The organism is Alphaproteobacteria bacterium (genome assembly GCA_037146715.1).
Lineage (GTDB): Bacteria > Pseudomonadota > Alphaproteobacteria > UBA7879 > UBA5542 > JBAWWO01.
Genome location: JBAWWO010000001.1, coordinates 52,073 through 76,555, shown reverse-complemented (window position 1 = coordinate 76,555; position 24,483 = coordinate 52,073). Strand labels below are relative to the sequence as shown.

The window sequence follows — 24,483 nt, the reverse complement described above, 5'->3', positions numbered from 1 at the left end:
TTTGTTTTTTGTTCCTCTGGACATCTGCTGCCTTTGCCACACCCAGCAAAGTATTTTCTTATGTGAATCCCAAAGCACCTAAAGGGGGATCTGTTCATCTTCATACCTTAAAAAAATTCGACTCCTTTTTTCCCTATGGCATTCAAGGGACGGCTGCTGACGGCAGTGACCTTCTGTTCGCAACCCTTATGAAAACGCCTATAACCAATTTGGATGAATCTTTTCCCTATGTAGCCCTTAAAGCCCTTCCGAGCACTGATTTTTCAGAAGTTACCTTTACCTTAAATCCAAATGCAACTTTTTCAGACGACAGCCCCATCACAGCGGAAGACGTGAAATTTTCCTTTAATTTAATTCAATCCAAAACATCCACCTATAAGCTGATTTTTCAAAACGTGAAGTCTGTTACCGTTTTAGCTCCTGACAAAATTAAGTTTTCTTTCTATACTCCTTCAAAATCTTTTGTACAGACCTTAGGCACTTTGCCTGTATTTTCCCATGCTGATTACAAGAGAAACTTCTCAGAATCAAAGCCTTTTTTTGTACCCCTTAGCAGTGGCCCTTATGCAGTCTCCAAGTTCCAGCGCCCCACCTTTGTGGCTTATAAGCGCCTTGAAAATTGGTGGGGGCAAAACCTGCCCGTAACCCAAGGGTTCTATAACTTTGACAAGGTTCACTACACCTATTACGCGAATGTGCAGACCGCCTTTGAAGCCTTCAAAAAGGGGCAATTAGACCTGTGGATTGATCAACGCATCAGCAGCTGGATTCAAAACTACGACTTCCCCGCTGTTCTGCAGAAAAAAATCAAACGAATTGAGTTTGAAAAAGTCTATCCCCATGGTTTAGCCGCCTTGTTTTTCAACACACGAAAGTGGCCCTATGATGACGCCCGAGTTCGCAAGGCTTTAACCGTTTTGTTTGACTTTGATCAAATTAATAAAACATATTTTCATAATCAGTATGTACGGCTTACCAGCATCTTTACCAATTCTCCTTATGGAGGCCCCACCTTTTCAGACACAGCCTTTTGTCCGATGAAAGCACAGCAAAAGCTAACACCACGGGACCGCAAAAAATGCGCCCTGGCCCTGTTAAGAAAAGCTGGGTTTGTGTTCGATTCAGATACCGATACATTGCTTCATAAAAAGGGGCCTTTAACCTTAAACCTTGTCGTCTTTTCTCAAAACTATGGGAAACTTTATCAGAATTATATAAAAACCCTGAAAAACATCGGAATTGATGCCTCAATTTTTGTGGGGAACACGCAAAGCTATTCTGATAAGTACGAAAACTTTGATTTTGATTTGATTTTGCACTACCACCCTCACCTGCTAAACCCGGGAGAAGAACAAACCACATTTTGGTCCAGCAAAACCTATAAAGACCCGGGAACTCTAAACATAGCCGGTGTTCACGACCCTAAGGTTGATGATTTGGTTGATAAAATTGCGGCCATGCCCCCAAAGAATCTTTTAAAACAGTATGCTCATCAGTTAGACAAAATTATTCTATCCAGTGCCTATATCATTCCTCTATGGGCCCCCAAGCACGTGAACGTGGCCTTTTGGAGCAAATTTAAATATCCGGAATTTTCCAAAGACAGCCCCATGGACTTTCTTGATCATCCTATCTGCAAACAAGTCGATCTTTTGAAAACAAGAAAAAATGCGGCGCGCTATAAATATACAACTTGGTGGATGGCCCCGTGATTCCCTATATTCTAAAACGGCTTCTCTTAATTTTCCCCACCCTGCTGGGTGTTCTTTTTATTAACTTCCTGTTAGTGCAAATGACCCCTGGTGGGCCCATTGAACAAATGATTGCTAGAACGCGTGGTATGGCAGACGAAAACTTTACGTCCGACCACCCCCAGGAATCAACTCCTCAAGCAGATGCAGATTTGTACAAAAAATATGCCGTGGGAAAGGGATTGCCACCCGAGTTTATTCGCGATCTTGAAAAACAATATGGCTTTGATCAACCTTTTTTGAGCCGTTTTTGGAAAATGATGAAAGATTATATGACCTTTAATCTGGGCAAAAGTTATTTTCGGGAAGTCCCTGTCTCAGATTTGATTTTTTCAAAGCTTCCTACCTCTTTGACCTTAGGCTTTTGGTCTATCTTCCTAATCTATGCCCTTAGCATCCCCCTGGGTATTCGGAAGGCCCTGAAAGACGGCGATCTTTTTGATGTGGCCAGCAGCACCATTTTGATTATCCTTTATGCAATTCCCAGTTTTTTAGTGGGGATTATGTTTATTGTGTTTTTTGCAGGCGGCAATTATTTTGATTGGTTTCCCTTGCGGGGCCTCGTTTCAGAAGACTGGGAGTCCTTTTCCCTATTCCATAAAATAACAGATTACCTGTGGCATATTGTATTACCCATTTCAGCAATTGTCTTGACGGGTCTGGCCAGTATTACTTTGCTGACTAAAAATTCATTTTTGGATGAAATCAGCAAGCAATACGTGGTGACAGCCCGGTCAAAGGGGCTGACCCGCAAACAGATTCTGTATAGACATATCTTCAGAAATGCGTCCATCCCTCTGTTTGCCAAGTTTCCCCATGCCTTTATGCAGATTATTTTGGGCAGCAATTTACTGATTGAAATTATGTTTTCTCTGGACGGATTAGGTCTTCTTGGCTTTGACGCAGCCTATAATCGAGACTACCCTGTTATGTTTGGTAGTTTGTATTTATTTACCTTGCTGAGCCTGTTTTTACACCTGGTGGGTGACATTTTGTACAGTGTTTTAGACCCCCGCATTAATTTTAAAGCCCAATGAATATTCAGTTCAACACAGCCCGGTTTAAAAGCAACAAACGCAGCGTCTGGGGTTTGTGGATTTTTTCCTTTTTGCTGATCATCAGCCTTTTGGCCAAATTCATTGCGAACGATAAACCATTGCTAGTGTCTTATAAACAGAAACTCTATTCCCCTTTGTTTTTCAGCTATTCTGAACAAGAATTTGGGGGTGATTTTGAAACGGAAGCAAATTACCGAGATCCCCATGTAAAAAATCTGATCCAATCAAAAGGATGGATGCTGTGGGCCCCTATTCCCTATAGTTACGATACGGTAAATTATGAGTTAGATCGGCCAGCCCCCTCAGCTCCAACCACTGACAATTGGTTGGGCACAGATGACCAGGGGCGCGACCTTTTGGCTCGCCTTATCTATGGAACCCAGTTTTCCATTTTCTTTGGTTTGTCTGTTATTGTCATCAGTGCTCTGATTGGCTTTTTTATGGGCGCTGTTCAGGGATATTTTGGCGGCTATGTTGATCTTATTCTGCAACGATTCATGGAAATTTGGTCGGGCCTTCCTGTTCTATTTATTCTGATTATCTTGTCTAGTTTAACAGCCCCCACCTTTGGGTGGCTTTTGCTGATTATCAGCCTATTTCAATGGATGATTTTGGTTCCCATTGTGCGGGTAGAATTTTTAAAAACCCGAAATTTTGAATATGTGAAAGCTGCGAAAGCCATGGGCATTCCGTCCTTGACCATTATCTTGGGCCATATTCTACCGAACATTATTGGAGCGCCCTTAAGCCTGATTCCTTTTATGCTGACCCTAAGCATTAGCTTATTAACCACCCTAGATTTTTTGGGAATAGGGCTTCCCCTTGGGTCACCTTCTTTGGGTGAGATTCTGCATCAGGGCAAGAACAACCTTCATGCCCCATGGATTGGTATTTCCGGCTTTACGACCCTTTCCTTGTTGCTCTGCAACCTTATTTTCATTGGAGAGGGCATCCGCGATGGCTTCCGCACCCAAACCCCTCAACCGATGGAGGGCTTATGAAAAATACGCCCCCCATTCTTTCTGTTCAAAACCTATCCGTTGCTTTCAATAATGAACCTGTGGTGCACTCTATTTCTTTTGATCTTCACAAAGGAAAAACCCTTGCAATCGTGGGGGAAAGTGGGTCAGGAAAGACTTTGACAGCTTTATCGATTTTACGCTTGCTCCCTTATCCTCATGCCACCCATCCCTCGGGCAAAATTTTGTTTAATGGGGATGATATTTTCCAATTTCCCGGGTCCCAATTGCGACGTCTGCGGGGGGACAGGATCAGCATGATTTTTCAAGAGCCCCTTTCATCCCTAAACCCCCTCCACACAGTGGGCCATCAGATTCAGGAAATGATCTTGATTCACCAACGGGTTTCAAAAAAACAGGCCTTTGAAACGGCTTTGATGCTAATGGACGCTACCCAAATTCAAAACCCCCAGCAAAAAATTCATTCCTATCCCTTTGAACTTTCCGGCGGCGAACGCCAGCGGGTCATGATTGCCATGGCCATTGCCAATAATCCTGAAATCTTAATTGCGGATGAGCCCACAACGGCCCTGGACAGCACCACTCAATCCCAGATTTTGAAGATTCTAAACGATTTAAAAACAAAAATGGGTATGTCTTTGCTGCTGATCACCCATGACCTGAATACAGTCCGAAAAATTGCTGATGATGTGGCCGTCATGCAAAAAGGGCATATTGTTGAACAGGCCTCTGTTTCAAAATTATTCCGAGACCCCCAACATGAATATACGCAGAAGTTATTGGATTCCGCCCCTTCAGGAGACCCCGTTCCCCTGGCAAAAACCCCTGCCCTATTGTTAAAGGCGGAAAACATTTCTGTGCAGGTTCCCTCAAAAAGTTCTACGTTTTTTAAACGAGAAAAAACATCGATCCTGCAGAATTTAAACTTGGAGGTATACCAGGGTGAAACTTTGGGAGTTGTGGGAGAAAGTGGATCAGGTAAATCAACCCTCGCGCATGTATTAGCTCAGCTGATCTCTTATCAAGGAACTGTGCTATTTGAAGGCGTTGATTTAAAAACCTTACCCACAAAACAACTGCGCCAAATACGGCGCGAGATCCAGATTGTGTTTCAAGATCCTTTCAGTTCTTTGAATCCCAAGTTAACAGTACAAGAAATCGTGGGAGAAGGGCTTAGTGTTCACAAACTATCCTCCACGCCTCAAGACAAGCTGAGACTCATCAAAAAAGCTTTGAAAGATGTGGATTTGCCCGAGAGCCTACTCTCTCACTACCCCCATGAATTATCCGGTGGACAACGGCAGCGGGTGGCCATGGCGCGTTCTTTAATCTTGAAACCTAAGTTGATTATTCTGGATGAACCAACCTCAGCCCTTGACCTATCCGTCCAGGCCCATATTCTGCAAATTTTAAAGAATCTACAACAACGCTATAAAACATCCTATGTTTTTATCAGCCACGATAGGGAAGTTATTAAATCCATCAGCCACCGCATTTTACGGGTGGAGCGAGTGGGGCAGAAAGATTCCCCAGTGTCTTCCCCGGTCTTGGCACCCCATAACTGATTTCCTCGGGCTTGACCCGAGGACCCACGACTTACTTACGGCAGGGCACAGCCTGACGGGGGCGCACACCGCACCGTGGACCCTCGGCTCAAGCCCGAGGAAATCCCTGAGAGGGTATGCTACTTCACTTTCTTTCTGAAAAGACTACCGAAAGATCTAAAGAATCTGCCAATTGTAGTAACATTTGTATTCTCTGCAACAGCCCGAGCTTCTTCAGCTATCTTACTTTTTTGCGCAGCTACTTTACCTTCATCCAAGTCAATTTCCTCAAACAAAGAAGCTGTTTCTTCTGCATCTCCTTTGTAGTTTTTATGATTTATTTTTTTCCCTTTTGATTCACCTGTTATGTCCTGAAGTGGAGTTCTTGTAGAAAAAATACCCTTTGTTTTTTTCAGGGCATCATATTCCTTCTGTAGAACTGTTAAGGCATCCATAATGTCAGCTGTTTGCCTATGCATAAGGTTAATTGCTTCATTATGTTCTGCTTGCTGCTTTTCTAACTTACTGTTCAAAATTTCGTTCTCAGTTTTAAGCAGAGCCATCTCTTTCCTTAAGCTTGAAAGATCCCCCTCAAGGGCTATAACCTTACGCTCAGCAGAAGTAAGTTGTTCTTCCGTTTCTGCTAATCGAGTATTCAATGCACTTTTTGCAGTTGCAAAGCCTTGGGCTTCTGTTTCTTTCTGGGCGACTTGTGCTTTAAGAGACTCAATTTCAGATTCTTTGGCAGCCTGTATTTTTGTCAATTCAGCTAATTGAGCATCTAGGCTTATCTTGGAAGTTTGGACTTTTAAAAGAAGAATATCTTTTTGCTCCTTTTCTGTTTTCAAAGCAGCATTTCTAGCTTTTTCACCAGCTAGGGTTTCTTCTGCAGCCTTACTTCTAGCTTCCAGAGAATGAATTTGAGTTGTCAAGGTAGCTTCTTGTCCATACCTCTTTACAAGACTAGCATATTCATCATTTAAACGTTCTAACTTAACAACTGCATGGACTGAACATGGATCAGCATACTCTCTGATTGATCTCATCTCAGAGGAACTAAGAGGCGAATAGAACTCATCAGTCCCTTTAGCAGCAGCCATTACTATTGACGAAGAACAAATAAGACCTAAAACACTAATTAAACTATTTCTACGGAATTTCATAGAACCTCCTGATTACAGGTTAATAGAAAGACCCAGATTCAACGAAAGAACTCGGGGACTGATACGGCTACTCAATGGGCTTATCCCATTTAAACCACTAATACGCATCGCTTGATAGAACATATAGTTTCCTTCAACCACCAAACTAGTGGCGGAAGAAAGAGCAACTTTCACGCCTGCAACAGGACCCGTAGCCCATAAAAACCTAGAATTAGTTAACTGATTAAAGTTTTGAGTTTTCATCTTAAAATTGAAAACAGATCCTTCCGCCCCAACCCCCACATATCCTAATGTACTTTGAGCTAGGAAATACCCGATAGTTGTTTTAACCCCGCCCCCAAAATTCCGCCCTATAATGGCATTAGCAATAGGATTGGCTAAGAAAGTTTCTGTCCTTAAAGGATTATAGAATCCATATAATTCCGCGCCCCAGTTATAAGAATCTCGAAGATTTTTTCCGTACCCCAAACCCGCCTTAACATTTAAAGCACCTCCAGAAAAAGTCCCTTGATAACGACCACCAGAAGTCCCATAAACCGTCCGATGCTTAGCATCTACTTGACCATAGCCAATCAGGGCATTCAGGGATACTCCTTCAAAAGCATTTTCTGCTTTGGGTTCCGCGGCTATCAGGTTACTTGCAATACAAGCAACTGCATAAAAAGAAGTGGCTTTTAGAAATTTGTTCATTTTATTATCCTCATTCATGTTTTATCTCCATCATCTACATTCCATAGATGAACTAGCCCGATACTTAGCGCGTAAGTAATGCCTTCGCTAGGGCAATAAGGTCCTAAGCCCCATGCGAAAAAAACATAGTTTGACCAACGACTTGAAAAACCTTGTGTTTTTGTCCTTGAAGAACCCCTAACTCTTGCTATATACTGAAAGTCTAACAGGGAGAGACACCATGATTCATTTAGAAAGAAAAGTTGACGTTGAACGTTACGTGCACAAATCGAAGAATTTCTATGTAGAATTGATCCTATTTGTTCTGGTGGCTGCTTTGGCCCTGGTTATGTATAACCTTTCCAGTGGTGATTCCGCTTGGCTTTTATATGTTGTTTCAACATGGGGCGTTTTTTTGTTTTTGAAAGCTTCTAAACTTCACATTATCAGTCATAACTACTATGACATGGCCGCTGAATTTCGGAACAAACTTCCCTTTATCAACAAAAATTGGGAAGCAGAAAAAGTTGCTGAATTAATGGGAAAAATGAGTTCCTCCCAAGCAAAAAAAGCCCCAGCGCAAGCAATCAAAGCTGCGCCCGCTGCAAAAGCCAAGAAAGCAGCCGTTAAAAAAGCCGTTATTCATGCTAAACCCGCAGCAAAACCTGCCCCTAAAACAGCAGCAAAGAAAGTTGTGAAAAAAGCAGCGCCCAAGAAGGCGACTCCTAAGAAAGTCTCTGCAGCTAAAAAACCTGCGAAAAAGAAAGCTAGCCCTAAGAAAAAGGGTTAATTTTTAACGTCTTTGCAAGGATGGGGCATAGCCCCGACGAAGCAATCCAGCTGTTGCGAAGCAACCAGGGCGAATAGTCTGCCCAGAAATAAGCTGGATCGCCACGCCCCTGCGGGGCTCGCGAAGACGAAAATGTACCTTCCCAAGCCCATGCTTTTCAGGTACACAATAAGCAAAGGAGTCTCACATGAGCAACCATATCAAATGTCTGTTAACCATCTGTCTTTTGACAGTCAGCTTGCTCTCTTCTGCAGAAGACACCCCTGCCCCCGTTGAGCAAGAAGGATCAAATTTTCGCCGCATAGAGCGCGACCTGCAAGGCCTGCAAGCCTTCGTTTACAAACATTTGGGCAGCGAAGAATCCCCTCTAGATGCTCTTAGGGAAATGCCTAAAGATGCAGCTTCCTTAATGTTTGACAAACTCATGTCTTTTCAATCCCAAATCAGCAAGCTTGTTTCCCGATTTGAAGAATTTGAAGCAAAACTAAATCAATTGGAAAAAGAAGCCCTTGCTGACAAAAAACTTTTGGAAGATCGTTTAAAACAACTGGAAGACCACCACAAGTCTGCCCAAAATCAGGCTGAAACAACCTTGCCACCCGAACAACTTTACGAAAAAGCGCAAATTCTTCTGAAAGAAGGCAAGAAAGAAGAGGCTGAGAAATTGCTAACAACTATTCACAACAACCACCCAGAAAGCTCTGTTTTTAAACAAGCTACCCTAGATCTTGTTATTCTAATGGACAATGAAGGAAAATTTCCAGAAGCTGCTGCTTTTGCCATGGATATTTACAAGAAAGACCCCCAAAGCGCTGAGGCCCAACAGGCCTTATTAAAAATGGCAAATGTCCTCCACAAAATGAATAAAGATGTCGAGGCCTGTAGCGTTGTGGCAAAGTTGCTTGTCTCCCCCGATTTGAAACCCGAATTTAAAACCTTGGCTGAAGCCCTGAAAGTTGAGATTAAATGTGCGTGATGTCCCCCACTCTCTCAAAAAGAAATTTTTCTTTTATTTAAACCAGTTTGCTCCCTTTGAAAAAAAACCCACTCTTGCGGTTGCCCTGTCTGGTGGGCCTGATAGCCTAGCTTTATTAAAACTAACTGCTGAATGGACCAAAGACCACGGGGGAACCGTGTTAGCCCTGCACGTTGATCATAAACTGCGTCCAGAATCCACGAGTGAAGCTAAACAAGTCAAAAAGTGGTGTGATGATTGGGGCATCAAATGCCACATTCTGACGTGGAAGCACTCTACCCTTACCACAAAACTGCAAGAACAAGCGCGCAAGGCTCGCTATACATTGCTAGAAGATTCTTGCAAAGAACAGGGGGTCCTTCACCTTCTTGTGGCCCACCATAAACAAGATGAGCAAGAAACTCTACAAATGCGGCATGACAAAAAAAGCGGCCCCTTTGGTATGGCTGGAATTTCTGCCTGTTTGGAAAAACCTTTTCTGCGCATCTTAAGACCCCTGTTAAATTTCACGAAGGATGAACTTTTATCAGTCCTGGAGAATCATCCCTACCTGCAAGACCCCAGCAATGAAAATCTCAAATTCCATCGGGCACGATTAAGGACTGCCCCCCCGGAAGATCTTTTGCCAAAGGATCCAGTCCTGCGTCCATTAATGGAAGCTAATTTGGCCGTTGATTTGGCCACAAAAGTGACTTTAAGCGAAAGTGGGTGGGCATCCATTGACACTTCAACCCTTCAAAACCATCTCCTCTGGGCCCATGTTTTAAGATCAATCGGAGGCAAATATTATCTGCCTAGCCAAACACAGATTGAGACCTTGTTTAAATCTTTAAAAAATCCAGATTTTACAAAAACAACCTGCGGCGGCTGTACCATTTTAAAAAGAAATAACACCTATGTTGCCCTGCGAGAATATGGCCGGGTCACAGCGGTTTCCCTAACAAACAAAATCCCCTTTTTGTGGGATAATCGTTTTTGGGTCTCTGCTCTTGCCCCCGCAGCTTTAACCCAAGATATCTCTTTGGGGATCTTGGGGACAAAAGGCTGGCTTCAAATCAAAGACAAAATCTCAGAACCTTTCTTTCGGGAAAGCATCTTAACCTTACCTACCCTTTGGCAGAATGGAAAAGCAATTGAAATTCCTTACTTAGGTATTCTGCACCAAAAAAGCCCATTAGTTTATTTGCACTTTCAGCCTTTGAATGCTATGTTAGGTCAACGATTTATAGCGCTAGATGTAAAGGAGCCTGCCTCTAAATGAATACGCATACTAAAAATATTTTGCTTTTGATTGGAACTGTTATTGTTCTGGTATATATCTATAATATATTTAACGATCGCATAGATCAGACTAAAGGACAACTTATTCCCTACACTTCTTTCCAGCAAGCAGTTGTTGATAAGCAGGTTACAGGCGTCATTATGAAAAGAAATATGATTGAGGGCAAAAAGATCGATGGTACCTCTTTCATAACCCAAGTTCCAGAACATACAGACGTAGCTAACGCCTTATCTCAACAGGGTGTGCAAGTAGAAGCTGTCACCGTTGATGACGGAAAACCTTCTTTCTGGGCGATCTTTTTATCTTTTGGCCCTTACTTGTTACTGATTGGTCTTATGTTTTATTCTTATCGTCAAATGCAGGCAGGAAGTGGAAAAACCTTTGGTTTTGGTAAATCAAAAGCGAAATTGCTGATGGATAGCGCTACCAAGGTAACCTTCAAAGATGTTGCTGGTGTGGATGAAGCCAAAGAAGAAGTTCAAGAAATCATTGAATTCTTAAAAGATCCCCAAAAATTTCAACGATTGGGCGGAAAAATTCCCAAGGGTGTTTTGTTAATTGGCCCCCCCGGTACCGGAAAAACTTTGCTTGCAAAGGCTATTGCCGGCGAAGCCAGCGTGCCGTTTTTCAGCATTTCAGGATCTGACTTTGTGGAAATGTTTGTGGGTGTTGGGGCCAGCCGTGTCCGCGATATGTTTGAGCAAGCCCGGAAAAACGTTCCCTGTATTTTGTTTATTGATGAAATTGATGCCGTTGGCCGTCACCGCGGCGCAGGCATGGGGGGCGGAAATGACGAAAGAGAGCAAACCCTTAACCAACTTTTGGTGGAAATGGATGGCTTTTCAAGCTCAGAAACTATTATTTTGATTGCAGCTACCAACCGACCTGATGTTTTAGATTCAGCCTTGTTGCGTCCCGGTCGCTTTGATCGACAGGTTGTTGTCCCTTTACCCGATGTAAAAGGCCGCCAACAGATTTTGAATGTCCACTTGAAAAAAATCACAACAGCCTCAGATCTTGATGCCTTAACGCTTGCAAAGGGAACGCCTGGATTTTCTGGCGCGGAATTGGCAAGTCTTGTGAATGAAAGTGCCCTGTTAGCTGCTCGCAAAGGTCGCAGATTTGTAAGCATGACCGAATTAGAAGAAGCTAAAGACAAAGTCATGATGGGGGCTGAAAGACGCTCACAGGTGATGAGCGAAAAAGAAAAGAAAGTCACTGCCTATCACGAGGCTGGACACGCTCTTGTTGCTTGCTCTCTGAAAGACGCAGACCCTATCCATAAGGCCACTATTATTCCGCGAGGACGGGCTTTAGGAATGGTCATGCGATTACCCTCAAGTGAAATTTCCAGAAGTCTTGCCCAATACAAGTCCGATCTAGCCATCGCTTTGGGCGGCAGAATTGCCGAAGAAAAAATCTTTGGGTGGGAAAATATTACATCGGGCGCTTCCTCTGATATAGAAATGGCGAGCCGCCTGGCCCGCAGTATGATTACTCAATGGGGATTCAGCAAAAAGCTAGGGCTTTTATCTTATGGAGCCCCCGAAAGGGAAGTGTTCTTGGGTCATGCCGTCACCCAAACACAAACCATATCAAGCGCGACCATGAAAGAGGTGGACGTTGAGGTTCGGACGTTAATCGATGAAGCCCACAAAAAAGCTACATCTATTTTGACAAAAAATGCAAAAGCCCTGGAAAGGATTGCCCAAGCTTTGTTGGAATTTGAAACCATAACAGGAGAAGAAATTCACGCCCTTATCAAAGGCAAGAAAATAGATCGCCCCACCCCTAAGGCACCCCGAAAACCAAAAACATCTTCTTTACCCGCCTCCAAAGAAAAAGCTGTGGAAGAACTTCCTATTTTGCCCGAACCCACAGAACCTAGTGAGATCCCCGCATGACCAGAAAAATATTTGGTACAGACGGCATTCGGGGACGCGCTAATGTAGGGCCTATGACGCCTCAAATGGTTTTAAAAATTGCCCAAGCCACTGGACAAAAATTTCAACGGGGGCCCCATCGCCACCTAGTGGTTATTGGAAAAGATACCCGCCTATCCGGCTATATGATTGAACCGGCCTTAACCGCTGGATTTATTTCTGTCGGAATGGATGTAGTTTTGTTGGGCCCCCTGCCAACCCCTGCTATTGCTATGTTAACCAGTTCTCTACGAGCTGACCTGGGCGTTATGATTTCCGCCTCTCATAACCCCTACAATGACAATGGAATTAAACTGTTTGGCCCCAATGGGAATAAACTTTCCGATGATCTAGAGCTTGAAATTGAAAAGAATATGGAGAATTTTAAGGATGAATTTTTGGTTCCTGCTGAAAGATTAGGACGAGCAAAAAGATTGGATGACGCCCCTGGCCGTTACATTGAATTCGCCAAAGCAACATTCCCCAAGCACCTGCGTCTGGAAGGCATGAAAATTGTTATCGATTGCGCAAATGGATCTGCTTATAAAATCGCCCCCACTGTCCTATGGGAATTGGGCGCTGAAATTATTGCAATTGGTGTCAGCCCAGACGGCTGCAATATTAATAAAGAATGTGGAGCAACGGCACCTGAGGCCCTCTCAAAGGCTGTTTTGGAACATGGAGCCCATATTGGTATCGCTCTTGATGGAGATGCCGACCGTCTGATCGTGGTGGATGAAAAAGGAAATGTGATTGATGGTGACCAAATCATCGCGCTAATTGCCACCTGGTGGAAAAAATGGGAACTTCTTCAGGCAGATGGTGTTGTCGTTACGATTATGTCTAATTTGGGGCTAGAACACTATCTGAAAGACAAGGAAATTGAAGTCTATCGCACCTCCGTGGGGGACCGCTATGTTTCCCTTGAAATGGAAAAAAGAGGATGCAACATCGGGGGAGAACCCTCTGGTCATATTATTTTGCGTAACTATGGTACAACGGGGGATGGTTTGATCGCCGCCCTTCAAGTACTTGCTATTTTGCAACACTCTAAGAAGCCAGCCAGTGTTTTGATGCAAGTTTTTACCAAAGTACCCCAACTTCATCAAAATATCATCCTGAAAGATAAGTCAGTTTTGGAAACAGCCCCTGTGAAGAAAGCATTGAAAAAGATTGAAGATTATATAACGGCTAAGGGCGGACGCATTGTGGTTAGGCCCTCGGGCACGGAACCTCTTGTGCGCCTAATGGTAGAGAGCATTCATGACACTGTACGCACACAGGTTATGGAAGATTTGTTAGAGTTATTGGCACACTAGGCAACTACGCAGTCCGTGATCCACGACGCTCAGACCGGATCAAATACCACAAAATCAACAAACTCGGCACCGCTCCCAAGCTCGCCAAAACAAAGAAGGGAATCCAGCCAAAAGTTGCTGCTAAAAACCCTGAAGAAGTTTGAACGAATACACGTGTAATGGCCATAGTGCTTGAAAACCAGGCATACTGGGTCGCTGTGAATTCCTTGTTACAAAGCTGCGACAAATAAGCCACAAAGGCCGCAGCCATAAATCCCCCGGAAAGGTTCTCACTGATAACCGTTCCATAAAGATATCCAATGGAATGACCATGAATAGCAAGCAGAATGAAGAATCCATTGCATAAAATATGAATAATACCCCCCACCATTAAAGCCTTCATGGTGCCTATTCTAAAGGCAATAACGCCCCCAAGCAGCCCCCCCAGAATTGTCATCCACACACCAAAAGCTTTTGTGATCATCCCAATTTCTGTGCCAGAAAATCCCAATTCCTTATAAAAAACTGTCGACATTTGTCCAATCAGATTATCGCCAAACCGATATAGCAGAATGAATAATAAGATAAATCCCCAATTAGGCTTTTGAATAAAATCTAAGAAAGGATCAATCAGGGCATGCCTGGCCCGCTTAGAAAAGGAGAGCATCTTGTCAACCTGACACTTGATAGATTGGGGCTCCTTACAGAGCAAGGTTGTCACAATCCCCAACCCCATGCACAGAGCCATAATCGAATAAACTGTTTTCCATGTGTATATATCCGATAGCATAAGGGCAATGCCTCCCGCTATGATCATTCCAAGGCGGTATCCGAAAACTTCGGCCCCTCCCCCCGCTGCATATTCTGACGGATCCAAAGACTCAATCCGATATGCATCAATCAAAATATCTTGGGTAGCTGAAAAAAATGCCACCGAAAGGGCAGCACATGCTGTTAGAAAAAGATTATCTGCAGGATTGCTATGTCCCATCCAAAAAATCGCCCCAGCCAATAGAACTTGAACAATTAACATCCAACTGCGCCGATGCCCCATAATGTTTGAAAGAAATGGGATTGAAGTACTATCCAGCACGGGTGCCCACAAAAATTTCCAGGCATAGGGCGCGCCAACTAAGGCAAATAGACCAATAGTGGTTTTATCAACCCCCACACTGGCAAACCAGAAAGACATAGTAGAAAGAGTTAGCAAAAGCGGCAACCCACTTGAAAACCCCAAACAAAGAATTACCAGAAGCCTTGGTTTTAAATAGAGGGTTAGAAGGTTCATGTTTTTATCCTTTTTCCCTATCCTACAACTTTAAAAACCTTATAACCAGTGCCTTCATAAAAAGGCTCTGTCACCTTCCCATAACTCGTTTCAAAATCATCCCAGTCTCTTTTTAAAACAACCACGTTAGCCCCAACTTGCATTGGCAATTCCTTCAGGAAAATATTCTTCCCATAGCCATGCTGCTCGGCAAACCAAAAATCCCGGCTGGCATTTTCAATAATCGGCATAGATCCTGGCGCATAAAATAGAAAAGAAGATAACTCTTCAAATCGCCTAAAATAATAAAATTTCTCAGGGTAAGGATGTTGCTTAAAATACGGCTGTGTGGATACCAAAGATTCATATTTTGGAATTATGAATATGGTAGAACCTATAACCAACCCATTAAACGCAAGTACTGACCAAGGGATCCATTTTGAAAGTTTATCCTGCACAAACCATGCCAACATCCCACATAGGGGAGGAACTGCAATAATTAGATAATAGTTGGCTTTTGCTCGGGACACAGAAAAGAATGCAAAAAATACAAAGAACCATAGGCCAAGAAATTTAAGCAAAGAGTCCCCAGTTTTGAACGCTTCAAAAAAATTGGTTTTTTTTGTAAAAATACTGGATAAGTTTTTATAAAATAGAACAGGTAATAGCAAACTCCAGGGCAGCAAATAAGCCATCAAACGGGGAACATAATAAAAGACAGACCCTGTGTAATAATCTTTAGGAATGCGCAAATCCAAAAACCGCAACACATGTTCATTTACAAAATAAAACCAAGTGAAATAAGGATTTTCACAAACAGCCAACCAATGCCAGGGGACCGTAAGAGCTAAAAATAGCGCAAGACCTAAGGGACCCAGAACTTTAAGAAAGTAAGACCATTTTTGTTCTACAATCAAGAAAAGACCTATCACGCCACCCGCCAAAACCAAGGCGACAAACCCTTTGGTCATAAGGGCGCCAGCTAGAAAAACCCACATTAGAATAAGATTTTTTTGGGATTTTTTTTTGTAAAAAAGATAAAAATGAAATAGGGCAGCTGTCATAAAAAAAGTCAGCACAATATCAAAGAAAACCATACGGGAAAATAGCAAAAACCCAATAGACGTGCTTAAAAGAAAGGCCGACCAAAATCCCAGATTTTTCTTTTGAATCTGACATCCAAACCATATCCAAGACAAAATGGTCCCTGCCCCGAAAATTGTCGGCACAAGACGGGCCGCAAAAAGGCTTTTGCCAAATATTTTAAAAGAAAAAGCTAAAATCCAGTAAAGAAGAGGAGGCTTTTCAATATAAGGCAAACCATTCAGGTGCGGAATAATCCAGTGGTTATCATTCAAAGTTTCCCAGCCAATTTGAGCATACAGTCCTTCGTTGTTATTTAGAATTCCATAGGAGGTCAGCCCCAAAAAGAGTCCAACGAAAATTGACAGCCCCAACAGAATATAGTGTTTCTGAGTTAACATTAGAATAGGTAACTTGTTAGAAGCTTATAAGCCTCGTTTACTTGTTTGAATTTTTCTTCAGCTGCTTTTGACCCTTTATTAACATCCGGATGAAACAGCTTGACCTTAGTTTTATAAACTTTTTTCAAAGCTACCAAAGTTATTGGCAAGGTGATACCTAAGCACTCCACCGCCTCTTGCACATTAGCTGGCATTTTAAGGTGAGCTTTATGCATTCTGTCTGCATGTTGACTTCTGACTGCCCTTACACGCTTTTGAATATCCAAAGGGTCCTCAAAATAAAAAGAAAGCTTTTCACGCTGTTTACCTAGGGGCCATGTGGGTCGCCGCCATGAAAAATCTGCCTGAATTTCCTTTTCAATATCAGCAGATGACATGCCCTTAAAATAATCTAGGCCCTGATTATGAATACGAATATGATCTTCACACAGTAAAACCATATGTTGTGGCATCTTTGGATTCTTTATGGCTTTATGCAGCCCTTGCTCTCTACATCCCTCAAAAGCGCAGGGAGAATCAACCCCTTCCCGTATGGGGGAGCAATAATAGGAAAACACTTTTTCTTTTGCAGAAGACATGTCTTATTTCTAAAACAGAAAGGCCATATTATCAATTGTTTTTTTGGTGCTAGAAATAAGCGAACATTTTTAGTATATCTATTCCCATGTCACAACAACTTACATTAAGGCTGGCAGGGGCGCCGACTTATTCTATGAATGACTTTCTGCAAGCCCCCTGCAATCAAAAAGCTTACGAAATGATCGCTCAAGCTGATCAATGGCCTCATGGCATTATTTTGTGGGGAGCTGAGAAAACAGGAAAAACCCATTTAGCCCATATCTTTCAACATACTCATGGGGGTGAATTTTATTCTGAGGAAAGCATAGAATCTTTAAAAATCCAAGATTTGGTCAAGCCAGAAACCTATTATATTTTAGACCAATCTATAGATTTTTATACCCAGCACGAAACCGAATTATTTCATTTGCTGAATTTATTGCATGAAAGAAACAGTAAACTGCTTATGACTGCCCATAAGCCTCTCCTTCAATGGTCTCTGAAACTGTCTGACCTGCAATCACGCCTGTCTCGCTTTCTCTCAGTCGAGCTAGAAAAACCAGATGATAGCTTACTGGAAAGTGTGTTGCATAAACATGCATCCGACCTACAAATCACTTTGGACCCCAAAGTTGCAGCTTACCTAATGACTCACTCAGATCGATCTATTCAACACCTGCTGAACACCCTAGAGCAAATAAACGTACTTGCCCTTGAGCGGCGTGAAAAGATCACAATTCCTTTGGCAAAAAGAGTGTTGGAAAAACTTACTTAATTCCAATCCGCTGGGATAAAGATGCCTCTAGAAAGTCATCGATTTTGCCATCTAGAACAGCTTGAGCATTACCCTTTTCAACGCCTGTGCGCAGATCTTTGACCATTTGATAGGGATGCAGCACATAGGATCTAATTTGGTGACCCCAACCGATATCCGTTTTGCTATCTGATTGAGCCTGCACTTCCTGGGCTCGTTTTTGAAGCTCTAGTTCATAAAGACGGGAACGCAGCATATCAAAAGCCTGGGCTCGGTTGCGATGTTGAGACCTATCATTCTGGCACTGCACCACAATCCCTGTAGGCAAGTGGGTGATGCGAATGGCACTGTCCGTCTTGTTTACGTGTTGCCCCCCTGCCCCGGACGCCCTATAGGTATCAATCCGCAGGTCTTTGTCTAAAATTTCGATAGAGATGGTATCGTCCAGAACGGGATAGACCCAGATTGAAGCAAAACTAGTGTGCCGTTTCGCGTTTGAATCAAAGGGGGAAATACGCACCAACCGATGAACGCCACTTTCCGTTTTCAGCCATCCATAAGCCCGCGGACCCTTAACCTGCAAAGTCACTGACTTAATTCCCGCTTCTTCCCCAGGGGTTTCATCCAAGCAATCTACCTTGTACCCATGGTCTTCCGCCCATCGCAGGTACATACGCATTAGCATTTCTGCCCAATCTTGGGCTTCCGTTCCCCCGGCCCCCGCGTGCACTTCCAAGAAACACTCAGATTCGTCTGCCTCCCCCGACAAAAGGCTATCAATTTGACTCTTGAAAGTTTTCTTTTGCAGGGATATAAGAGCGCCTTCCGCTTCACCTATAGCAAGCTCATCCTTCTCAGATTCCGCCATTTCAAGCAGCAACAGATTGTCTTCTAGTTCCCTATGGAAGGCCTCGAAACTTTCAATTTTTTCAACAGATTGGTTGCGTTCTTGCATCAACGTCTGGGCCTTTTGGCCATCCGACCAAAAGTTAGAGGCTTCCGTCAGCTGATCTATTTCTTGAATACGGCTGCGCAGATGGTCCAGATCAAAGAAACCTCCGCAGCGAGGTTAACGAATCTTCGATTGATTGAACAACTTGCTGAATTTCTGCGCGCATTTAGAATTCCTTGTATTTGACTGCCTATTATCTACCATATTCTGGGCTCAAACGGCAAGATTTTTGCTGGACGTGATTTCTTCTGTTAAAAAATAGACAAAATCCAACCCCTCCCGTCATCCAGAGGAGGCCATAAGGCCGACGTCGGGATCCAGCTTATTGCTCATCTTTCAAAGCCGTCGCAAACATAGTCTCACGAATTTGTTGAGCCAAGTCCTGCACACCCCCTGGGGAATGATTCACGAAAACTGTGTTGCTTTTAGAGGAAGACCCGATTTCCCGTAACATATCCAAATACTGAATCATCAAGACCATCTGCATCAAGGATTCACTTTTGATTTGAGGAGACGTCTTTTGCAATTCCTCTACAGAATGCCCCAATCCCTCAATAATAGCCTGGCGTTGCCCCGCAACCCCTTTGCCGTGCAAAATGTTGGCTTCAGATTCAGCTTCCGCTTGTTTAACCCGTATAATTTTTTCGGCTTCTCCCTTTTCCAGGGCTGCCATACGAAGTCTTTGAGACGTATTGATTTCGTTCATAGCATGCTTAACGTTTTCATCAGGCTGGATATCTGTCACTAAGGCTTTAATAATTTCATACCCAAAGCTAGACATGGTTTCATGCAATTCATTTTTAACATCAATGGCGATTTCATCTTTCTTTGAAAACAAGGAATCCAAACTGATGCTAGGCACCTTCGCCCGAACCACATCAAACACAAAGGCTTGAATCTGAGCAATTGGCTTTTCCAGCTTGTAATAGGCCTCGTAAATCTTAGAGGGCGCCACCTGATATTGCACTGAAACCATCAGCTGCACGAAAACGTTATCCTCAGTCTTTGTTTCAACAGGAACATCCAGCTGTTGAACCCTTAAATTCACATAGCCAACAACTTGGTCAATAAAAGGAAATTTACTATTCAGCCCAGGATTTGCCATTCGATGAAACTTTCCCAAACGCTCAATAATAGCAACCGTTTGTTGCTTAATTGAAAAAAACATTGTGGTAATCAGAAAAATGCCAAAAACGACGGCAAATGCATAGATAAAAAGGGTGGTTTCCATTTTCAACTCCGTTGTTACAAGTCCTCCACTATCTAGCACATTTACATTTGGCCAGCAACATCTTAACCGTGTATAGGCTCATACCACTTGAAAATCCTTTTCATAATAGTTTTTATTCCCCCAAAACTGCTTGCCAATTCTTTGAAAAAAACCTAAGTATAAGCCTATGGAAATATATTTTATTGAATTTGCGAATTTGTTCTGCATGAACTTTTTGAACTTGGCGAGTCCGGGGCCAGAGACTGCTCTGATGATTCATAACAGCAGCCATTACTCTCGAAAAATCGGTCTATATACGGGCTTTGGGATTGTATGCAGTACCTTCATTCACAAAACTTACTCTATTCTTGGGTTTGGTAAGTTCGTGGCCCAACACCCCGCTTTGTTTACCGCCCTGAAATACGCGGGCAGCCTTTATTTACTTTACTTGGCCTTCAAAATGTTCCGCAGCAAGGGCACCTTGGGCCCCCAAGACCCCAAATATATTACCTATAAACAGAATTTTACCCCGAAAAAAGCCTTTAAGATGGGCTTTACCATTGACATTTTGCACCCCCAGGCGTCTCTGGCGTTTATTTCCATTTTTGCTTCAACCGTCAGCGTTCATACCCCTTTTTATATTCAGGCTATTTACGGGCTGCTGTTGGTGTTAAGCTCTCTCTGTTGGTACAGCTTGCTGGCCGTGACCTCGTCCCAAACCCACGTGAAGTATTTGATTCACAAAGGGGGTATCTGGATCAACCGAGCCATGGGCACCTATATGGTTTATTTTGCCTATAAATTATCTACGCGAACTTTGCATTAGATTTTTATTTCCAGACGGTTTCAAATTTGCTAGTATCAACTAGTATATAAGGTAAACATGAAACGACTGTCGACTCTTCTATCTTGTTTTTTTGCACTGCTTTTGTCGTGCTGCAATAGTCCGCCTGGCGTGGTTGCAGCAGATGCTTTGGGTGTGGTTCAAACAGCTGCCATGCTATCTATCGATGGGCAGAACTTACGGAATGGTTTGCAGCAGCTTGCCTTCAAACTAAATAGCTATGCCAGTTATAACGCCAGCCAGTTCCAAAATGCCACAAATGCACAGCAAGTTTCAGCGGCCATTGCATCTGTTGCCCAAACCCTTTCGAATTCAACTGTTGCGAATGCTTCTAACGAAGCCGCCGGCATGCAATCTTACCTGCCCTATGATATCACTGTCCAACGGCCTTTCTATGTGCCGCCTGCAACGGTCATGTCAAGCACTTGGGATTCTATGATTTACCCCCACGTGATTGTGCGCATGATTCATATTCAGGCCTCCTATGCAGCTGCTATGGTGCAAATGGTTTCCCAGAACATGCAATATATGTTCCCCGGTCAGATGGCTGCCATGGCAGCCATGGTACAGGGGCTGATTGCGCGCCTTGGATCTTTACCTGTATAAACGCTATTGACACCTCCCTCCTTTTATGAGAGCTTGATCTGCTTTTAAAAAACCTGGAGGAATCATGACAAAGCTTACAAAATTCTTTTTCGCCGCATTAATCATATGTCAAATCGTACAAACTGAGGCTGCTGTAGGGGATGAAAATAATGTTGAATCAAATCCACCCCGTCATGCCGTACACAGAATAGTAGGAAAAATTATAGAGACAGTTATCTCCAATGACCAATTCTTCGGTAAACCCCAAATCCCTGGAGGCTATGACGATTCTCTTGTGATGGTTGCCATTGAAAAAATTGCAGAGAGGTATTATAGAAATTTGAATTTCGTTGATCACTCCAAAGAAAGTAACTCTCAACGAAAAAGAAGACTTGAAGGTCAAAAAGATAAAGATTTTCTAAACACAAACTATATTTTCTTTGATTTAAGTGAAAATGCAACTTCAAAAACCACTAAGTTGACCTCAAGCGATGGGCATGCTCGGTTAGATATTCAAAATTATGATGCACACAACGGCACTCACGTTAATATTCAGTTGCAAATTGGTAAAGGGCAAAAACCTGAGAATTGCTTGGCTTCAGTTAATGTGAAAAAAGGAGTCTACTATTCTCCTCAGCATATTTTTTATTGCTTGCTAAAAAGCTATGAGGATTACCAGGAAAAAAGAGGCAAAACCCCAAAAGAATACCCTTTGACTATTGATACAGATTATTCAAACAAAGAAAAACGGCCTATTGAAAAGACTAATTAAAATCAGCTAAAGAAAAAAGCCGAGAAATCAGGATTAATCTGCATGCAACTATCTGCCCCATAGAAGGAAGCCCTCACTGTCGTGCCAGGGCTTGGGGAATCAACGCCCGATCCCCACAGGGAGGGTCCATATTTTTTTAAGCAGATTGATACTTCGTCGGGCTTTGGCCATCCTCTCAAAGACGCTAAAGGCTAGTTTTTTAAGCTTGACCCATCTTGAAATGCTTATGACACAAAGAGACGTATCGATCATTGCCGCCAATTTCTATTTGTTTGCCAACACGAACCATTTTGCCCGTTTCATCAATTCTGGCGTTCATAGTGGCTTTGCTGCCGCAGTGGCAGATCGTTTTTATTTCAATGAGCTCTTCTGCCATGCCTAAAAGATATTTGCTTCCTTCAAAAAGTTCACCCAAAAAATCTGTCCTTAGGCCATAAGTCAGCACCGGAATCCCCAAGCCATCTGAAACATCACTTAACTGAAGCACTTGTTCTTTTGTTAAGAATTGCGCTTCGTCTAGAAGAACGCACTTGATTGGCTTCTTTGATTTTTCTTTTTCAGCCTTAATGAATGCATAAAAATCAAATTTTTTGTCAAATGAGATTGCCTCTTGAGCAAGCCCAATGCGCGACATAATTTTTCCTGACTCATACCTGGTATCAATGCTGGGAGTAAATAGGAGCGTCTTCATACCCCGCTCCATATAGTTATGGGCTGATTGCAACAGTGTTGTTGTCTTGCCCGCATTCATCGCTGAATAATAAAAATAAAGCTTTGCCATTAGTCTACCTCTCCCACTTCGTCAGCCTCTTCTATGGATTGGGGAGCCTGACTATACCCAGAGATAATCTTCCGCCAGGTTTCAGAAGGCAAAACACCTCCCACCACTCGATTCATGGGCGAATAGTTAGGGTTCCCCATCCAAACACCACCCACCAATTCTGGCGTGTATCCGACAAACCAAGCATCACGGAAATCTTGACTGGTCCCCGTTTTTCCTCGCATCACTACTCCAGGGATATAAGCATTTTTCCCCGTTCCCCTCTCAATGACTTCTTGCAACATGTCTTCAAGAACTCTGATAACAGAGGGATCAAAAAGCTGCACCCCAGAATCTTCAGGATCAGACTCTGGACGTTTATAGAAAATCTTGCCATCCATAGATCTAATTTCAAGAATACCATATGGTTCTACTTTCTTGCCGTGATTGGCAAAAATAGCCATCATCGTCGTCAATTCTAAAAGGTTGGAACTTGATGTGCCCAGGGCAATACTCAAATTATGAGGTGGCACTGTTTTAAAACCAACTCTCTTGCACACATCTATAATTTTCTTAACCCCAACCATTTGCGCCAAGCGGACAGCTGGCGTATTTAAGGAATAGACAAGAGCATCGCGCATACTGGCTTCTCCTTTTGCCTCCCATCCAAAATTTTCGACTGTCCAGTTTTTGTTCTTATAGGAATCATCAGATAGAATTAAATTATCAGGATCATATCCTGCCTCAAGCGCTGCTAAATAAATAATTGGTTTAAAAGCTGATCCAGGCTGACGTTGTGCCTGCACCGCAATATTAAATTGACTCACATTATAGTTTCCGCCCCCCACCATAGCCTTTACAGCCCCTCTATGATCCATAGCAAAAAAGGCTGCTTGTTGTATCTTTTTCTCTTCTCCATGGCTTTCCAGCTGATATCGAAGAACATGTGATGCTTTTTGCTGCAATCTTTTATCAAGGGTTGTGATGATGATAATATCTTCTTGGGTATTGATATATTTCCCCGCTTCTTGAGAAATCCAATCTGTAAAATACCGAACATTATTATCTCGTTTGCCAATTGTGATCGGTAAGGTTTGCAGACTTTTTAAGGCTTTTTCATACTGCACATCTGTCAGGTACCCGACTTCTTTCATGCGACCTAATACAACAGCTGCCCGCTCTTTCAAAAGTTTTTTGTTGCCGCCATACCGAGAAGGTGCTTTCAACAGACCTACAATCACTGCAGACTCCACCGTATTTAAGTAGGGCAGCAGTTTTCCAAAATATTGTTGAGCCGCCGCGTCAATGCCATAAGTCTGGCGTCCCAAATAAACACGGTTTAAGTAAATCGTTAATATTTCATCTTTTGTGAAATGATGTTCAAGCCAAAATGCCAGCAAAAATTCTTTAACTTTACGGCTGATGGATCTTTCCGGCGACAAGAACAAATTCTTGGCCAACTGTTGGGTCAACGTACTGCCCCCTTGGGCAAAACGCCCCGCTACCAGGTTGCGCAAAGCCGCCCGCAAAATACCAAACCAATCCACCCCATGGTGACTATAGAAGTTTTGATCTTCCGTTGCCAACAGGGCCTGTATCAAAGGCTTTGGAACTTGTTTCAAGGTAATGATCTCGCCAGATAAATCGCCATCCACGGCGATTTCTTGGTGGTCTTGAGTTAAGAAAACAATACTGGGTCGTTTTGACGCCGTTTCAACATCTTCCACGTTAGGCAGATCTTGCGAATACCACAGCAAAACGCCCCCAACAGCAATAAATCCCCACAAGGCTAAAGTCAGGAACAGTTTCAAAAGCCCACCCCATGATCCTTTCTTAGATTTTCTGCCGTTTTTTCTCTTCATGA

Annotated in this window: 22 protein-coding genes; 13 read left to right on the top strand and 9 right to left on the bottom strand. The window is 43.0% G+C overall.

The window, feature by feature from the left end:
- Positions 1–8: 8 nt before the first annotated feature.
- The 4 genes from WCG05_00375 to WCG05_00360 are packed head-to-tail and all read left to right on the top strand — an operon-like array spanning position 9 to position 5,354.
- Positions 9–1,712 (top strand): extracellular solute-binding protein, encoded by a 1,704-nt coding sequence (locus WCG05_00375; GenBank protein ID MEI8320457.1) that lies wholly within the window; start codon positions 9–11, stop codon positions 1,710–1,712.
- Positions 1,709–2,788, top strand: coding sequence for a microcin C ABC transporter permease YejB (yejB, locus tag WCG05_00370; GenBank protein ID MEI8320456.1), 1,080 nt, complete (start codon positions 1,709–1,711; stop codon positions 2,786–2,788). The genes WCG05_00375 and yejB overlap by 4 nt, the downstream gene beginning before the upstream one ends.
- The gene (locus WCG05_00365; protein MEI8320455.1) at positions 2,785–3,810 is read left to right on the top strand and encodes an ABC transporter permease; all 1,026 of its coding nucleotides are present in this window, start codon (positions 2,785–2,787) and stop codon (positions 3,808–3,810) included. The genes yejB and WCG05_00365 overlap by 4 nt, the downstream gene beginning before the upstream one ends.
- The gene (locus WCG05_00360; GenBank protein MEI8320454.1) at positions 3,807–5,354 is read left to right on the top strand and encodes a dipeptide ABC transporter ATP-binding protein; all 1,548 of its coding nucleotides are present in this window, start codon (positions 3,807–3,809) and stop codon (positions 5,352–5,354) included. Before WCG05_00365 ends, WCG05_00360 begins: the two co-directional genes overlap by 4 nt.
- Positions 5,355–5,473: 119 nt before the next feature.
- On the opposite strand, the gene WCG05_00355 is transcribed toward WCG05_00360, so the two are convergent.
- Positions 5,474–6,496, bottom strand: coding sequence for a hypothetical protein (locus WCG05_00355; protein MEI8320453.1), 1,023 nt, complete (start codon positions 6,494–6,496; stop codon positions 5,474–5,476).
- A gap of 12 nt (positions 6,497–6,508) precedes the next feature.
- Positions 6,509–7,186: a hypothetical protein gene (locus WCG05_00350; GenBank protein ID MEI8320452.1), complete on the bottom strand. Its 678-nt coding sequence runs from the start codon at positions 7,184–7,186 to the stop codon at positions 6,509–6,511.
- Between the two features lie 220 nt (positions 7,187–7,406).
- Here WCG05_00350 and WCG05_00345 point away from each other — a divergent pair, with 220 nt between their 5' ends.
- The 5 genes from WCG05_00345 to glmM all read left to right on the top strand — a co-directional run bounded on the left by WCG05_00345 (position 7,407) and on the right by glmM (position 13,454).
- The gene (locus WCG05_00345; GenBank protein ID MEI8320451.1) at positions 7,407–7,955 is read left to right on the top strand and encodes a 2TM domain-containing protein; all 549 of its coding nucleotides are present in this window, start codon (positions 7,407–7,409) and stop codon (positions 7,953–7,955) included.
- Positions 7,956–8,142: 187 nt separating this feature from the next.
- Complete coding sequence (bamD, locus tag WCG05_00340) at positions 8,143–8,931, top strand: outer membrane protein assembly factor BamD (GenBank protein MEI8320450.1); 789 nt, start codon at positions 8,143–8,145, stop codon at positions 8,929–8,931.
- Complete coding sequence (gene tilS / locus WCG05_00335; protein MEI8320449.1) at positions 8,924–10,192, top strand: tRNA lysidine(34) synthetase TilS; 1,269 nt, start codon at positions 8,924–8,926, stop codon at positions 10,190–10,192. Before bamD ends, tilS begins: the two co-directional genes overlap by 8 nt.
- Positions 10,189–12,117 (top strand): ATP-dependent zinc metalloprotease FtsH, encoded by a 1,929-nt coding sequence (ftsH, locus tag WCG05_00330; GenBank protein ID MEI8320448.1) that lies wholly within the window; start codon positions 10,189–10,191, stop codon positions 12,115–12,117. The genes tilS and ftsH overlap by 4 nt, the downstream gene beginning before the upstream one ends.
- The gene (gene glmM, locus WCG05_00325) at positions 12,114–13,454 is read left to right on the top strand and encodes a phosphoglucosamine mutase (GenBank protein MEI8320447.1); all 1,341 of its coding nucleotides are present in this window, start codon (positions 12,114–12,116) and stop codon (positions 13,452–13,454) included. The genes ftsH and glmM overlap by 4 nt, the downstream gene beginning before the upstream one ends.
- Before the next feature lie 4 nt (positions 13,455–13,458).
- Here glmM and WCG05_00320 read toward each other — a convergent pair whose 3' ends face one another.
- From WCG05_00320 to WCG05_00310, 3 genes are read right to left on the bottom strand one after another with little or no spacing between them, the layout of a single operon-like run.
- On the bottom strand, positions 13,459–14,721 hold the full coding sequence (locus WCG05_00320) for an AmpG family muropeptide MFS transporter (protein MEI8320446.1): 1,263 nt from the start codon (positions 14,719–14,721) through the stop codon (positions 13,459–13,461).
- Between the two features lie 17 nt (positions 14,722–14,738).
- On the bottom strand, positions 14,739–16,184 hold the full coding sequence (locus tag WCG05_00315) for a glycosyltransferase family 39 protein (GenBank protein MEI8320445.1): 1,446 nt from the start codon (positions 16,182–16,184) through the stop codon (positions 14,739–14,741).
- The gene (locus tag WCG05_00310; GenBank protein MEI8320444.1) at positions 16,184–16,762 is read right to left on the bottom strand and encodes a J domain-containing protein; all 579 of its coding nucleotides are present in this window, start codon (positions 16,760–16,762) and stop codon (positions 16,184–16,186) included. The genes WCG05_00315 and WCG05_00310 overlap by 1 nt, the downstream gene beginning before the upstream one ends.
- A gap of 86 nt (positions 16,763–16,848) precedes the next feature.
- Between WCG05_00310 and WCG05_00305 the strand changes: the two genes are divergently transcribed.
- Positions 16,849–17,517 (top strand): DnaA/Hda family protein, encoded by a 669-nt coding sequence (locus WCG05_00305; GenBank protein MEI8320443.1) that lies wholly within the window; start codon positions 16,849–16,851, stop codon positions 17,515–17,517.
- Here the strand turns inward: WCG05_00305 and prfB are convergent.
- Together prfB and WCG05_00295 are read right to left on the bottom strand one after the other, a co-directional pair.
- Positions 17,510–18,614, bottom strand: a protein-coding gene (gene prfB / locus WCG05_00300; protein ID MEI8320442.1) for a peptide chain release factor 2 whose coding sequence is annotated in 2 segments (ribosomal slippage) — positions 17,510–18,544 and positions 18,546–18,614 — 1,104 coding nt in all. Because the reading frame shifts where the segments join, the coding sequence is not laid out codon by codon here. The two genes, WCG05_00305 and prfB, sit on opposite strands and share 8 nt — an antisense overlap.
- A gap of 156 nt (positions 18,615–18,770) precedes the next feature.
- The gene (locus tag WCG05_00295; protein MEI8320441.1) at positions 18,771–19,679 is read right to left on the bottom strand and encodes an SPFH domain-containing protein; all 909 of its coding nucleotides are present in this window, start codon (positions 19,677–19,679) and stop codon (positions 18,771–18,773) included.
- A gap of 166 nt (positions 19,680–19,845) precedes the next feature.
- On the opposite strand from WCG05_00295, the gene WCG05_00290 reads away from it, so the two are divergent.
- The 3 genes from WCG05_00290 (at position 19,846) to WCG05_00280 (ending at position 21,859) form a co-directional block, all read left to right on the top strand.
- Positions 19,846–20,484, top strand: coding sequence for a LysE family translocator (locus WCG05_00290; protein MEI8320440.1), 639 nt, complete (start codon positions 19,846–19,848; stop codon positions 20,482–20,484).
- A 57-nt stretch (positions 20,485–20,541) separates the two neighbouring features.
- Positions 20,542–21,108, top strand: a complete 567-nt coding sequence (locus tag WCG05_00285; protein MEI8320439.1) for a hypothetical protein — start codon at positions 20,542–20,544, stop codon at positions 21,106–21,108.
- A 64-nt stretch (positions 21,109–21,172) separates the two neighbouring features.
- Entirely contained in the window at positions 21,173–21,859 is a 687-nt protein-coding gene (locus WCG05_00280) for a hypothetical protein (GenBank protein ID MEI8320438.1), read from the top strand.
- Positions 21,860–22,058: 199 nt separating this feature from the next.
- Here the strand turns inward: WCG05_00280 and WCG05_00275 are convergent, their stop codons facing one another.
- The gene (locus tag WCG05_00275) at positions 22,059–22,640 is read right to left on the bottom strand and encodes a thymidine kinase (GenBank protein ID MEI8320437.1); all 582 of its coding nucleotides are present in this window, start codon (positions 22,638–22,640) and stop codon (positions 22,059–22,061) included.
- The gene (locus WCG05_00270) at positions 22,640–24,481 is read right to left on the bottom strand and encodes a PBP1A family penicillin-binding protein (protein MEI8320436.1); all 1,842 of its coding nucleotides are present in this window, start codon (positions 24,479–24,481) and stop codon (positions 22,640–22,642) included. Before WCG05_00270 ends, WCG05_00275 begins: the two co-directional genes overlap by 1 nt.
- Between the last annotated feature and the right edge of the window lie 2 nt (positions 24,482–24,483).